This is a genomic window from Hymenobacter coccineus, assembly GCF_001816125.1.
GTDB lineage: Bacteria > Bacteroidota > Bacteroidia > Cytophagales > Hymenobacteraceae > Hymenobacter > Hymenobacter coccineus.
In genome coordinates this window covers 16,582-29,187 of record NZ_MDZA01000405.1, presented here as the reverse complement: position 1 = coordinate 29,187, position 12,606 = coordinate 16,582, and the positions used below count along the sequence as shown (strand labels likewise).

The window sequence follows — 12,606 nt, the reverse complement described above, 5'->3', positions numbered from 1 at the left end:
GGCCAGCAGGCGTAGCAGGCGGCCAGAAAAAGTAGTCATGTCAGCAAACGGTGGAAGATGGGTAGGGGAATTTGAAGCGGTGGGTAGCGGGCGGCGGCGGGGCATACCCCGCCCGATGGGGCCCAGGGGCCGCGCCGCCCAGGGCAAAGCGCGGCCCGGCTGCTGGCAAAAGCAGCCAAAAGCAACCGTCGGAAAGGGGCGGACGCCCGGGGCCCCTAAGGGCCCGGCGGGCCCGGCTACTGCGCTACGAGGGGCAGCTCGGCCACCGGCTCGAGGCGCTCGTTTTCGGGCACCGAGCGGCCTTGCAGGGCCAGCTGGTGGCGGGCCTCGTCGAACTCGCCCTCGCTCTTGGCCACCACGAGCGTGGCGATGCCGTTGCCGATGACGTTGGTGATGGCGCGCGCCTCGCTCATGAAGCGGTCGACGCCCAGCAGCAGGGCCACGCTCTCGACCGGGATGACCTTGGTGGCGGCCAGCGTGGAGGCCAGCACGATGAAGCCCGACCCGGTGACGCCCGCCGCGCCCTTGCTCGTGACGACCAGGATGGCAATCAGCGAGAGCTGCTGGGTGAGCGAGAGCGGGATGTTAAAGGCCTGGGCCAGAAAGATTACCGCGATGGACAGGTAGATGCTGGTGCCGTCGAGGTTGAAGGAGTAACCGGTGGGAATGACTAGGCCGGCCACCGAGCGCGAGCAGCCGTAGCGCTCCATCTTATCGATCATGCGGGGCAGGGCCGATTCGGACGACGAGGTGCCCAGCACCAGCAAGATTTCCTCCTTGATGAAGGTGAGGTAGGGCCACAGGCGCAGCTTGTAGTAGCGTAGGATGAGGTTGAGGACCACGAAGATGAACAGGAACATGGTGACGTACACCACCAGCATGAGCTTGCCCAGCGGCAGCAGCGTGGCAATGCCGTACTTGCCGATGGTGAAAGCCATGCCCCCGAACGCGCCCAGCGGGGCCAGCTTCATCACCATGGCCAGTACCCCGAACATGGCGTGCGAGAGCCGGTCAAACGTCTTCACCAGCGGCTCGGCCATTTTGCCCATCCGGTTGAGGGCCAGGCCGAAGAGTACCGCAAACAGCAGCACTTGCAGGATGTCGCCCTTGGCAAAGGCTTCCACCACGTTGCTGGGCACGATGTGGGTGAAGAACTCCACCCAGTTCATCTCGCCGGCCTGGGAGGTGAACTTGGCGGCTTCCTCCGTCTTCTTGCCGTCGCGCAGCACGGCCTGGGCCACGGCCTGCACGCCCGCGCCGGGCTTGGTGAGATTGGCCACCAGAATGCCGATGCCCAAGGCCAGGGTGGTCACAATCTCGAAGTACAGCAGGGCCTTGCCGCCCACGCGGCCCACCTTTTTGAGGCTGCCCATGCCCGCAATGCCCAGCACCACCGTGAGGAAGATGATGGGGGTAATCAGCATCTTGATGAGGTTGATGAACGTGTCGGCAATGGGCTTGAGGGCCGCGCCAAACTTGGGAAACAGGGCCCCCACCAGCACGCCCAGGGCAATGGCGGTGAGCACCTGCACGGTGAGGTTAGAATACAACCGTTTCATAACAAGGGTATTAAAAGGATGGGAAGGCAAGTAAAAGGTGCGGAACTGGCGCCCCGCGGGGGGGCGCGCTACGCCGCGTCGTGGTTGAGGCGGGAAGAGTTCAGGGTTTCCTTCATGGTGAGGAACACGACCAGCGAAATGGCGATGCACGCCGTGGCGTACCAGTAGAAGTAGGCCTCGTGGCCCGCGCCCTTCGACCACAGGGCCAGGTACTCGGCCGTGCCGCCGAACACGGCCACGGTGAGGGCGTGGGGCAGGCCGATGCCCAGGGCCCTAATCTCGACCGGGAACAGCTCGGCCTTCACCACGGCGTTGATGCTGCTGTAGCCGCTGACGATGACCAGCGCCACCAGCAACAGCCCCAGCGCCACCGCCGGCGAGCTGGTGCGCCCCAGCGCCGTGAGCAGCGGCACCGTGCCCAGCGTGCCCGCCACCCCAAAAAGATGAGCAGCGGCCGCCGCCCGATGCGGTCGGACAGGGCCCCGAAGGCCGGCTGCAGCCCCGCAAACACGAGCAGCGAGAGGAAGCACACGTTGGTGGCCGCCGCTTTGGGCATGTGGGCGGTGTTCACCAAAAACTTGAGCATGTAGGTGGTGAACGTGTAGAACGCCAGCGTGCCGCCCATGGTGAGGCCCACCACCGTGGCCACCGCCCGCGGGTGCTGCGCCAGGGCCCGGAGGCTGCCGCGCTGCTCGTCGGGGGTGTGCTGCTGGGCTTCGAAGGGCGCGGTTTCGTCGAGGTTGCTGCGCAGGTACAAGGCCACTAGCGACAGCCCCGCGCCGATGGCGAACGGGATGCGCCAGCCCCAGGCCATTAGCTGGGCCTCGCTTAGGAGCACCTTTTGCAGCACCAGCTGGATGCCCAGGGCCAGCAACTGGGCCCCAATCAAGGTCATGTACAGGAAGCTGGAGTAGAAGCCGCGGCGGCGGGGCGTGGCCATTTCGGCCAGGTACGTGGCCGACACGCCGTACTCGCCGCCCACGCTCAGGCCTTGCAGCAGCCGCGCCGTGAGCAGCATCACGGGGGCCACCAGGCCCACGGTTTGGTAGGTGGGGGTGAGGGCGATGAGCAGCGAGCCCAGCGACATGAGCAGCACCGAGAGCGTCATCGACTGCTTGCGGCCCACTTTGTCGGCGATGCGCCCGAACATCCAGCCGCCGATGGGCCGCATCAGAAAGCCCAGGGCGAAGATGCCCGCCGTTTGCAGCAGCTGCGCCGTGGCGTCGCTCGACGGGAAAAACGAGGCCGAGAAGTACAGCGCGAACGACGAGAATGCGTACCAATCGTACCACTCCACCAGGTTGCCCACCGAGCCGCTGAGGATGGCCTTGAGCCGCCGCTGCGAAATCCGCTCCTGCTGGGCCAGCGCCGCCGGGGCAAGGGGGCTAAGAACAGGGGCGGCGAAGGAGGGCATGGGAGCGGGAAAAGAGGCCAGGTTTGCAGCGGTAAAGAACCCCTTACCGCTTGGCACTGCACAAACCACACCCCCAATTTTGAAGAAATTTCAAATTATTGTTATCGTTTGTTTGAAATTTCCAACGCATTGCAAACGGTTGCTTGATCTGCACCGGCCAATTTATTCCGCCTTGGGTGCAAAAAGCACCTGGATGCGGTGCCACCCCTCGGCGTAGGTGTAGCTGATCTGATGGCCGTACAATTCGCTGATGCGCTTGACGATGGCCAGCCCGATGCCGATGGAGTCGAGCGCCGCGTTGCCCTTTTTGAAGCGCCCAAACAGCTCAGCCACGGGTGCGGTAGGGGCGTGGCCGGTGTTTTCGAGCAGCAGCGCGGCCGGGGTGAGGGTGATGCGAATTTCGCCGCCGGGCCGGTTGTGCCGGATGGCGTTGCTGAGCAAGTTATTGAGCAGCAGCTGGGCCAGGGCCCCGTCGAGCGGCACGCGCACGCCGGGCGCCACGTGCAGCGCGGTGGCCAGGCCCTTCATTTCGGCCAGGTCGGCGAAGGCGGCTTCGGTGGCCGGCACCAGCTGGCTGAGGTCGGCCAGGGCCCCGGGGCCCGGCTCGAAGTGCTCGAGCTTGGCCAGCAGCGTGAGGGCCTGGTTGATTTTGGCCAGCCGCTCCAGCTCGTCGTGCATGGTGGTGAGCGTGCGCAGCTGTGCCTCGCCCAGTTCCGAATCCATCAGCAGCTCAATTTTGGCCTTGATGCTGGCGATGGGCGTTTGCAACTCGTGCGAGGCGTTCTCCGAAAACTCCTGGAGGCCCTGGTAGTCGCTCTGGGCGCGGGCCGTCATGCGGGTCAGGAACTCGTTCAGGACGTTGAACTCGGTGGTGCGGCTCGGCGGAAAGCTGATGGCCCCCGGCTGGCCCAGCTGAAACCGCTGGATGCCGCGCAGCGTGGCGTTGAACGGCTGCAAGATGCGCCACGACAGCACCTCGCTGAGAATCACCACCAAGGCCAGCAAAAACACGAACGTCCAGGCAAACACCAGCACCAGGCCGGTGAGGTACACGTCGCGCGGCTCCACCACGGCCGCGTGGCTCACCACGCGGTAGCGCCGCCCGCCCGCCACGGGGTAGGTGGTGAGGCGCACGGTGGCCGCCTCGGCTTGCAGCGCCGGGTTCCACTCGTTGCGCACCTGCGCCACGGGGCCCGGTGGCACGGCCTCGCGGGGCCCCACGGCGCTCACTAATACGTTGGCCCGCGACGGGTGCCGGGCATAGTCGCGCCCGCTGCGCAGCTGGGCGGCCACCACCTCGTTCAGGTGTTCGAGCTTGCCCAGCGTGGCCTGCGTGACGCTGCGCGAGAGGGCCGCGTACACGATGGCAAACCCGAGGCTCAGCACGAAAAACGTGATGACCGCATAAGCCACCGTGTAGCGGTAGTTCAGCTTCATCAGTCGGGCGCGTTGAGCTTGTAGCCGAAGCCGTACACGGTGCTGATGTAGTCTTTGCCGCCGGCGTCGGTTATTTTCTTGCGCAGGTTCTTGACGTGCTGGTACACGAAGTCCACGCTGTCGAGATTATCCGTGTAGTCGCCCCAGAGGTGGGCCGCAATGGCCTGGCGCGTCAGCATCCGGCCCTTGTTGTTGATGAAGTACAGCAGCAGGTTAGTTTCCTTGCGGGTGAGGTTCAGAAGCTTGCCGTTGAGGCGGCACTCCATCGATTCTAAATCGGCGCTCAGGTCCTGGAAGGTGACGAGGTTGTTTTTGTGCGGGCTGCGGCGGCGCATGATGGCCTTGATGCGGGCGTGCAGCTCGGGCAGTGGAAACGGTTTGGTGAGGTAATCGTCGGCGCCTTCGCTGAGGCCGGCCAGCTTGAAATCCAGCGCGTTGTGCGCCGAGATGATGATCACGCTGCTTTCCACGCCTTCTTTGCGCAGCAGCTTGAGCAGGTTGATGCCGTTGCCGTCGGGCAGCATAATGTCGAGCACCACGCAGTCGTAGGTAAACAGCGCCAGCTTCTCCCGGGCCCCGTCGAAGGTGCTCGCCACCTCGCAGATGTAGTGCTCCTGCGCGAGGTAGCCGGCAATGCTTTTGGCCAGCTCGGGGTGGTCTTCAACTAACAGGATTTTCATGGCGGGCGGCCGGGCGCGGGGTGGGACGAAGGCGCCGCCCGGGGCCCTGGGGGCCCCGGAACGGGCAGCGGAAGGAGCGGGCGGTAAAAGTAGGCCGGGGGCAGCTTCGCCCGGCGGGTGGCCCGGCGCCGGACTCCAAAAAGTCGCAATAAATCTGGCGTTTCGCCAATCTTTCTGGGGCCCCCGGTGTTACTTTACCGACCCCTAACTTGCCCCGCCATGAACGGTAAAGACCTCTTTAATTTCGGCCCCGCCTTCGGATATTTCTTCCGCAAGAACGACCCCGCCCGCAAATCCAACTTCAACCTCAAAACCATGCACTTCATCAACAAGCTCAGCTTGGCGATGTTCCTGGTCTGCTTGGTCATCATGTTCTTCCGTTACGTGATGTAAACCAACCGGTTGCAATGAATATTGAGGACTTCCGCGATTACTGCCTAGGCCTGCCGAGCGCTACGGAAGAAACGCCGTTTGGCCCCGACACGCTGGTGTTTAAGGTGGGCGGCAAAATCTTTGCCCTCACCGATTTGCAGACCTTTGCCAGCGTCAATTTGAAGTGCGACCCCGAGCGGGCCGCTGAACTGCGCGAGCAGCACGACTACGTGCTACCCGGTTTCCACATGAACAAAAAGCACTGGAACACGGTGCTCCTCGGTACCGGGGCCCCCGACGCCAAGGTGCGGGCTTGGACGGCTGAATCGTACCAACTGGTGGCCGCCGCGCTGCCCAAAGCCGCGCGGGCCGAACTGGCCCGCGCCCTCGAAGAATAGCCCCCCGGGCCCCCGCGTACCATGCAAATCAGCAGTCGATTTTCCGTAGCCGTGCACGTGCTCTCGCTCTTAGCGTGCCAAGACCCCGCGGCCCTGCTGACCTCTGACCGCATGGCCGGCAGCGTGAACACCAACCCGGTGGTCATCCGCCGCATCCTGGGCCAGCTCAAAAAAGCGGGGCTGGTGGAGGTGCGTGCGGCGGCGGGCGGTACGTTTCTGCGGCTGGCGCCGGCCAGCATTTCGCTGCTCGACGTGTACCGGGCTGTGGAAGTAGTGGCCGAGGGCAAGCTGTTCCACGTGCACGCCTCGCCCAACGTGCGGTGCGCCGTGGGTCGCAACATCCAGGCGGCGCTGGATGCCACGCTGGCGCGTGCCCAAACGGCACTGGAGCGTGAGCTAGCTCGTGTGACGCTGGCCCAGGTGGTGGTAGATCTGGCTTTGCCAGTCGCGACGTGAGTTTTTTTTGATGCTTATTGTAACAATTGCAGTTACAATTAGTTTTGGCTTCACAGTTTTGTGGCCGGCGCAGTCCAATCCGCTGGCTCTTTAGCCATAATCATTCACCCAGTTAACTGATTGACATGAAAATTGCCCTCATCGGCGCTACCGGCTTTGTTGGTGCCAGCCTGCTGCGCGAAGCCCTGACGCGCGGCCACCAGGTAACCGCCATCGTGCGCACCCCCGCTAAGCTCACCGAAACCAACGACCTCCTGACCGTGGTACAGGGCGACGTGACCCAGGTAGGGGCCCTGGCCCAGCAGCTGGCCGGCCACGACGTGGTGCTGAGCGCCTTCAACCCGGGCTGGGACAACCCCAACATCTACGCCGACTCGCTGGCGGGCTCGAAGGACATTGAAGCAGCGGCCGAGCAATCGGGGGTGCCGCGCTTGGTGGTCATCGGCGGGGCCGGCAGCCTCTTCATCGACGGCCAGCAACTGGTGGACAGGCCCCAGTTCCCGGCCGCCATCAAGCCCGGTGCCACCGCGGCCCGCGACTACCTGAACGTGCTGAAGCAAAACACCACGCTCGACTGGACCTTCTTCAGTCCGGCCATCGAAATGCACCAGGGCGTCGACACCGGCCGCACCGGCCACTACCGCCTGGGCACCGACAGCCCGGTGTTCAACGCCGAGGGCCGCAGCATCATGTCGGGCGAAGACGTGGCCGTGGTGCTGCTCGACGAGTTGGAGCAGCACAAATTCAGCAAGCAGCGCTTCACGGCGGCCTACTAGGGGCCCCAACCGGGCGCACAAAAAAAGCCCCGCCGATGCGCATCGGCGGGGCTTTTTATTGGAGTAGGGCCCCGGGGCTACTGCCCGACCAGGAACACGGCGTTGCTGAACAGCAGCTTGCCGCTCTGCCAGAAGGCGCGGAATAGCGGGTTGTCGCCAAGGTAAATGACCTGGCCGCGGCCCAGGTCCTGCTCGCCCAGTACCAGCGTGTCCACCAACTCCTTGCGGGCCTTGGTGCCGGCAAAACCGGAGTAGTAGCCGTCCTTTTTGAGGACGCCCACGTTCCAGCCGCCCTTGCCCAGGAAGCGGTAGCTGAGCGGCGTGCGGATGAGGGCCGAGTAGGTGCTGCCGTAGCCGAAGGCCAGCGGGTGCGTGTTGTCGAGCTGCACGCGGTAGATGGTGCCCAGGGCCTGGTCCTCGGTGCCTTCGCGGTCGGCGTTGCCGTAGCGGCGCAGGGGCAGGTAGGGGTTGGCTTTTTCCTCCTTTTTAAGGGCCACGGAGTCGGCGGCCTTGGCTTTCAGCAGGAAATCCTTCTTGTTGGCCAGAAATTTCATGCCGCCTTCCATGGCGATGAGCTTGCCGCCGCCGCGCACCCAGGCCTTGAGGGTTTCGAGGGCTTTGTCGGGGTAAATGTCGGCGTAGTTGCCGTCGGGCAGGATGAGCACGTCAATTTTGGCCATGTTGGCCCGGGCCAGGTAGTCGGTGCCGAGGACGGTGATGGGGTAGCCGAGCTGCTGCTCGAAGAAGTGCCACACCTCGCCGAAGGCAGTGGCGTCGATGCCGGGGCCCGCCACCACGGCCACCGTGGGCTGCTTCACAAAGTGCACCGTGCCCGAGCCCAGGTCGCGCCCGGTGGTCGAGAAGCCCGTTTTTACAGCCTGCACCACCGTGCCCGCCGAGTCGGCCTGGGCTCGCACAAGCTGGTCGAATTTGGGCCCCAGGGCCTCGTTGCCGGTGCGGGTGATGATGAGCGTGCCGGGTCCGTACTTCTGTCCCTCGGCCTCAAAATCCTTTTCGGCGAAGCGCACTTTCACCTTTTGCTGGAGCAGTTGGCTGAGGAAACGCACGTCCTGCAAGTTGTTCCAGCGGGCTAGGTAGGCGTAGGGCTTGTCGGTAGGGGCGGCGGCGCTGCCCTTCACCACGGCTGGGGTGGGCGTGGGGCCCGAGGCGTCGAGGCGCTGGGCCAGGGCGTAGGCTTTTACCCCGAACGAGTAGGGCAGGGCCCAGGAGGTGATGTCGTAGGTGAGCGAATCCTCCAGCTGCGGGCGCGGCTCGAACAGCACCTTCACGAGCGTCGATTTGGGCTGGTACATGCTCACGAGCACGTCGTGGGGCGCAATTTCCACGTCCTCGGTTTTGCCGGAGGCGTAGTTGTAGCCGCGGGTTTTGAGCTTTTTGGGTGCAAAGCCGTAGCTGATTTGCTGGCGCTCGAGGTACTGGGTCAGCATTTTCAGCTGGCCGGGGTCGTTGCCGGAGGCCAGCACGTAGGTTTTGTAGGGCCCCTGGGGCTTGGTTTTGGCGGTGGTGAAGTAGGCCTGGAACTCGCGCAGCAGGTCGTCGTGGCGCTCGGACGTGGCCTGGAGGGTGGCGCGGCTGGCGGCGTGGTGGTGGGCAATGCGCTGGGCCAGCGTAAGGGTGTCGCCGTCGAGGCGGGCGTAGCGCACGCCGGCGGGGCCCCCGCCGCCCTGCTCATACGTCATGCCAATGGCGCCGTTGAAGCTGGGCCAGGTGTCGCCGTAGGTGGGGGCGAACAAATCGTAGGTTTCGCGGGTGAAGTACAGCCAGTTGTTCTTGTCGAACACGGCCCGGTTGTAGTCGCCGATGATGCCTTGGAACTTGCGCTGGAAGGGCGTAATGTCGGCGTGGTAGGGCTTAGCGGCCGGCGAGAAGTAGTACGAGTTGTTGGGGCCCATCTCGTGAAAGTCGGCGTGCACTTGGGGCAGCCACTGGTTATACAGCACGATGCGCTGGCGGCTTTCCTGCTGGGTTTGCCAGGCCCAGTCGCGGTTCAGGTCGAAGTAGTAGTGGTTATAGCGGCCGCCGGGCCAGGGCTCGTGGTGCTCCCAGGAGTCGGGGCCGGCGTTGGGGTTTTGGTTGCGCACGCGGTTGTACCAGTTGGCGTAGCGGTCGTGGCCGTCGGGGTTCACGCAGGGGTCGACGATGACCACCGTATTTTTCAGCCAATCCTGGATTTGCTGGTCCTGGGGATTGGCTAGGTCGTAGAGTACCTGCATCACGGCTTCCGACGACACGGCCTCGTTGCCGTGCACGTTGTAGCTCAGCCAGCACACGGCCGGCATCTGGCGGCTGGCGGTGCCACTTTCGAGGCTGGCCAGGCGGCGCCCGTTGCGCTGGATGGCGTCGAGCTGCCCGAAGTTTTCGGCGCTGGCAATCTCGATGACCTCCAGGGTCCGCTTCTCGTACGTTTTGCCGTAGGGTACCACTTTCATGCGGCCGGGCGCGTGGGCCGCCACGTGGGCGGCGTAGCGCAGCACGTCGGCCTGGGGCGTGAACTGGCTGCCCAGCGCATAGCCCAGGAACTGGTCGGGGGTGAGCAGGGGCCCCGCGGCGTCGGCCGAGGCGGTCTGAGCCGGGGCGGGTTGGGGCGTGGTGGTTTGGGCGGTGCTGGCTAGGGGCAGGGCCAGGGCCAGCAGCGCCGCTAGGCCGATGCGGCCCAGGGTGCGCCCACCGGAAAGTAGAGAACGAAGCATAGAAAAAATGTTTTTTTACCCAGAAAAAACCAGGGTGCTGGGCGCAAATATGCAATCTGCCCGGTTGCCCACCCTCTTTTGGGGCCCGCCGGGAGCAGAAAATAGTTCTGGGGCCCTCGGGGCCCCTGCTGCCCGTGGGGCCCCAGATTATCGGTCGGCGCAGGGCCCCTGGCAATGAAAGAGCCCCGCCCCATTACTGAGGCGGGGCTCTTTCATTGCCCCGAGGGGCCCCTGCGCTTACAAATCAAGCTTCTGCACGGGCGAGTAAAGCAGCTCGCCCACTCCTTGGATGCGCACGCCCACGCGGGCGTAAACGGCTCCCTTGGCGCTGGATGGAATGGCCGTCGTCAGGCTAATGGGCTGGGTAAGGTCGGCCACATCGGGCCCCGACTTAGTGGATGACGCCGTTTGGTTGGACACGTCCACGAACTGGGTATAGCTCAGGAAAAGTACCACCCCGTCGAGGGCGCGGGTGCCGACTTGGCTGACCTGTACGCTGGCCGTCACGTTGCTGCCCGACTTGGCGATGGTGGCAGTGCCCAGGGTGAAGTAGGGCTGCACGGGCACGTCCACCACCGTGTTGCCCTGCACCTGCACCGTGATGCTGTCGGTGTTGTTGGCCCAGGGGCCGTTGTCGCGCAGGCGGGTCAGCTTGTACTCGCCGGGCAGGAGGGTGGCCGAGTAGCTGCCATCCTGGGCCACGTACACCGGAATCTTGTTGCGGAAAAATTCTCCGCGCTGCCACAGCTCCAGCTGCACGTTGCCGCCGCCCCGCACGTTGAGGGCTTGGTCTTGGTAGGTGATGCGCCCACTTAGCTGCGCGTCGGGCGGCGCAATGTTGTCCTTGGTGCAACCGGCCAGCAGTCCCAGCCCGGCCAGCAGTGTTAATACGAGTCGTTTCATAGGAGGCTTATTCGAAAGGGTTGCGAACAATCTTGGGGTTGGCGTTGCGGATGCCATTGCCCAGGAAAGTGTAGTAGTTGAACAGCTGGAAGTTGCGCGGCGTGCGGTAGCGCAGCGAGAGCTGCTTGTCGAACACGTACTTGCCATCCATCGGGCTGCCGGGGCGCACCACGCGGTAGGGGAACAGGATGAAGGCGTTGGCCGACGGGGTGTTGGGGTTGCCGTCCCACACCTTGTGGGCAATGCGCCAGCGCTTGAGGTCCCACACGCGGTGGTCTTCGAAGGCCAGCTCTACGCGGCGCTCGTTTTGCAGGCGCTCCAGGGTGAGCGTAGTGAGCGGGGCGGTAAAGCCGGCCCGGGCCCGCACTTGGTTGGCGTAGGTCAGCGCCTCGGTGACGTTGCCCAGCTCGAGGTCGGCCTCGGCGGCGTTGAGCAGGATTTCGCCCAGGCGGAAGCGCACCCACCACGTATCGGAGCGGATGCCGCGGGTGCTGGCCCCGGCGCCCGAGTCGACGTACTTGCGCAGGTAGAAGCCCGAGTTCGACACGTCCTGCTGGCTGGGCTGGGGCCCCGAGCTGCCCGTTTGCAGCTTGCCGTCGGTGTAGAGGCTGCCCAGGCCCCCCTCGATGTTGGTGTACGAATTGCTACTGGCGTTCCAGACCTTCACGCCGGCCTGAATCTGCACTTCCTGACCTTTGAACGTGGTGCCGGGGTAGATGACCGTGCCGTAGAGGCGGGCGTCCTTGTTCTGAAAGGGGCCGTTCAGGTTGTCGTAGTACACGTAGTCGGTGCCCGCGGCGTTGCGCGTCTTCAGCTCGCCCGAGCTGCCGTCGAGGTACTCGAAGGCCTCCACCAGGTTGAGGATGGGCGTGGTGGCAGACGAGCTGAGGTTGTCCTCGCGGATGCCCCGCGCAATGTTGTCGTAGGTGAAGCTGTGGCGGTAGTCCTTGGCCACCAAAAAGTCTTTGGCCCAGATAACTTCCGCATTGGCCGTTTTGCGGGTAAGGGCCTCGTAAAAATTCTCGCCCAGATTGGCGTTGCCCTTGTAGAGGGCGAAGGGCCCGGCCATCACCTCCTTGGCAGCGGCCAGCGACTTTTGGTAGTAGCCGGCGGCTAAGTTGGCCGGAATGCCCACCTCGCCGCCCGGCGTCATGATGTTGAGGCCCGACGCAGCATTATACTTGGCAATGGAGGCCGCGTAGAGCATGGCCCGGCACTTGAGGGCCATGGCCGTGTAGAGGTTAGCCCGGGTAACGCTGCCGGTATTGCCCAGGGTGCCCTTGATGGCGTCCAGCTCGCTGGCCACAAAGTCGTACACCTCCGTTTCCTTGCTGCGCGCCACTTGCAAGGGCGTGGTGTCGCCGCTGTTGTCGTACACGAGCTGCGTCGTGACCAACGGCACGCCGCCGTAGCGCTTGGCTAGCTCGAAGTACATGTAGGCCCGGATGAAGCGAAACTCGGCCTTAAACTGGTCTTTCTGGGTGGTGCTGAGTGAGACACTATTTTTGTCGATGCCTTCCAGGGCCAGGTTGATGTCGCGGATGAGGCCGTAGTCCCAGCCGCTCCAGCGGAAGGCATCGTAAGTAAATAAGTCGTTGGGGTAATTATTGTAGCCCGACCACATGGCCTCGTCGTAGGCCGAGAAATCGACCCAGCCTGTTGGCCTAGGCGGATTAGCATTATTATCGGCTCCCTGGTAGATAGCCGTGTGAGTAGGCAGGCGGTCGTAGTAGTTGGCCAGCAGGCCCGTTATCAAGCCCGGATCGTTCCAGAGCTGCGAGTCGAGGATGATGTTGGGGGGGGTGCGGTCCAAAAAGTCCTTCTGGCAGCCGGTGCTGGCGCTCAGCAGCAGTACTGCGCCGATAACCAGCGGTTTAAACGTAAATTTCATGGAGAAGGA

General features: G+C 64.1%; 12 protein-coding genes. 4 read left to right on the top strand and 8 right to left on the bottom strand.

All coding sequences use genetic code 11. The annotated features are described in order from the left end of the window. Positions 1-236 precede the first annotated feature (236 nt). The 5 genes from BEN49_RS18475 to BEN49_RS18460 all read right to left on the bottom strand — a co-directional run bounded on the left by BEN49_RS18475 (position 237) and on the right by BEN49_RS18460 (position 5,090). Positions 237-1,559, bottom strand: coding sequence for a dicarboxylate/amino acid:cation symporter (locus BEN49_RS18475; protein WP_070745922.1), 1,323 nt, complete (start codon positions 1,557-1,559; stop codon positions 237-239). A 68-nt stretch (positions 1,560-1,627) separates the two neighbouring features. Next, the gene (locus BEN49_RS29760) at positions 1,628-1,930 is read right to left on the bottom strand and encodes a hypothetical protein (protein ID WP_239692001.1); all 303 of its coding nucleotides are present in this window, start codon (positions 1,928-1,930) and stop codon (positions 1,628-1,630) included. Then, entirely contained in the window at positions 1,861-2,973 is a 1,113-nt protein-coding gene (locus tag BEN49_RS18470) for an MFS transporter (protein WP_239692000.1), read from the bottom strand. Before BEN49_RS18470 ends, BEN49_RS29760 begins: the two co-directional genes overlap by 70 nt. Before the next feature lie 162 nt (positions 2,974-3,135). Next, the gene (locus tag BEN49_RS18465; RefSeq protein WP_070745921.1) at positions 3,136-4,410 is read right to left on the bottom strand and encodes a sensor histidine kinase; all 1,275 of its coding nucleotides are present in this window, start codon (positions 4,408-4,410) and stop codon (positions 3,136-3,138) included. Continuing rightward, entirely contained in the window at positions 4,410-5,090 is a 681-nt protein-coding gene (locus BEN49_RS18460) for a response regulator transcription factor (RefSeq protein WP_070745920.1), read from the bottom strand. The genes BEN49_RS18465 and BEN49_RS18460 overlap by 1 nt, the downstream gene beginning before the upstream one ends. A gap of 219 nt (positions 5,091-5,309) precedes the next feature. Between BEN49_RS18460 and BEN49_RS28710 the strand changes: the two genes are divergently transcribed. The 4 genes from BEN49_RS28710 (at position 5,310) to BEN49_RS18445 (ending at position 7,092) form a co-directional block, all read left to right on the top strand. Beyond that, positions 5,310-5,483 carry a DUF6728 family protein gene (locus tag BEN49_RS28710; RefSeq protein ID WP_193415838.1) on the top strand — a complete coding sequence of 58 codons (174 nt, stop codon included), beginning with the start codon at positions 5,310-5,312 and terminating at the stop codon, positions 5,481-5,483. Positions 5,484-5,497: 14 nt separating this feature from the next. Next, on the top strand, positions 5,498-5,860 hold the full coding sequence (locus BEN49_RS18455; RefSeq protein ID WP_070745919.1) for an MmcQ/YjbR family DNA-binding protein: 363 nt from the start codon (positions 5,498-5,500) through the stop codon (positions 5,858-5,860). Positions 5,861-5,881: 21 nt separating this feature from the next. Continuing rightward, on the top strand, positions 5,882-6,316 hold the full coding sequence (locus BEN49_RS18450) for an Rrf2 family transcriptional regulator (protein WP_070745918.1): 435 nt from the start codon (positions 5,882-5,884) through the stop codon (positions 6,314-6,316). 125 nt (positions 6,317-6,441) lie between these two features. Further along, on the top strand, positions 6,442-7,092 hold the full coding sequence (locus BEN49_RS18445) for an NAD(P)-dependent oxidoreductase (RefSeq protein WP_070745917.1): 651 nt from the start codon (positions 6,442-6,444) through the stop codon (positions 7,090-7,092). A 77-nt stretch (positions 7,093-7,169) separates the two neighbouring features. Here BEN49_RS18445 and BEN49_RS18440 read toward each other — a convergent pair whose 3' ends face one another. The 3 genes from BEN49_RS18440 to BEN49_RS18430 form a co-directional block, all read right to left on the bottom strand. Next, positions 7,170-9,803 (bottom strand): M14 family metallopeptidase, encoded by a 2,634-nt coding sequence (locus tag BEN49_RS18440; RefSeq protein WP_070745916.1) that lies wholly within the window; start codon positions 9,801-9,803, stop codon positions 7,170-7,172. Between the two features lie 237 nt (positions 9,804-10,040). Then, positions 10,041-10,706 (bottom strand): DUF3823 domain-containing protein, encoded by a 666-nt coding sequence (locus tag BEN49_RS18435; protein ID WP_070745915.1) that lies wholly within the window; start codon positions 10,704-10,706, stop codon positions 10,041-10,043. 7 nt (positions 10,707-10,713) lie between these two features. Continuing rightward, positions 10,714-12,597, bottom strand: a complete 1,884-nt coding sequence (locus BEN49_RS18430) for a RagB/SusD family nutrient uptake outer membrane protein (protein WP_070745914.1) — start codon at positions 12,595-12,597, stop codon at positions 10,714-10,716. Between the last annotated feature and the right edge of the window lie 9 nt (positions 12,598-12,606).

Excerpts from the sequence above, each read along its gene's own strand:
- BEN49_RS18475 (WP_070745922.1), bottom strand. The coding sequence starts at position 1,559 with ATGAAACGGTTGTATTCTAACCTCACCGTGCAGGTGCTCACCGCCATT.
- BEN49_RS18470 (WP_239692000.1), bottom strand. The coding sequence starts at position 2,973 with ATGCCCTCCTTCGCCGCCCCTGTTCTTAGCCCCCTTGCCCCGGCGGCG.
- BEN49_RS18465 (WP_070745921.1), bottom strand. The coding sequence starts at position 4,410 with ATGAAGCTGAACTACCGCTACACGGTGGCTTATGCGGTCATCACGTTT.
- BEN49_RS18460 (WP_070745920.1), bottom strand. The coding sequence starts at position 5,090 with ATGAAAATCCTGTTAGTTGAAGACCACCCCGAGCTGGCCAAAAGCATT.
- BEN49_RS28710 (WP_193415838.1), top strand. The coding sequence starts at position 5,310 with ATGAACGGTAAAGACCTCTTTAATTTCGGCCCCGCCTTCGGATATTTC.
- BEN49_RS18455 (WP_070745919.1), top strand. The coding sequence starts at position 5,498 with ATGAATATTGAGGACTTCCGCGATTACTGCCTAGGCCTGCCGAGCGCT.
- BEN49_RS18450 (WP_070745918.1), top strand. The coding sequence starts at position 5,882 with ATGCAAATCAGCAGTCGATTTTCCGTAGCCGTGCACGTGCTCTCGCTC.
- BEN49_RS18445 (WP_070745917.1), top strand. The coding sequence starts at position 6,442 with ATGAAAATTGCCCTCATCGGCGCTACCGGCTTTGTTGGTGCCAGCCTG.
- BEN49_RS18440 (WP_070745916.1), bottom strand. The coding sequence starts at position 9,803 with ATGCTTCGTTCTCTACTTTCCGGTGGGCGCACCCTGGGCCGCATCGGC.
- BEN49_RS18435 (WP_070745915.1), bottom strand. The coding sequence starts at position 10,706 with ATGAAACGACTCGTATTAACACTGCTGGCCGGGCTGGGACTGCTGGCC.
- BEN49_RS18430 (WP_070745914.1), bottom strand. The coding sequence starts at position 12,597 with ATGAAATTTACGTTTAAACCGCTGGTTATCGGCGCAGTACTGCTGCTG.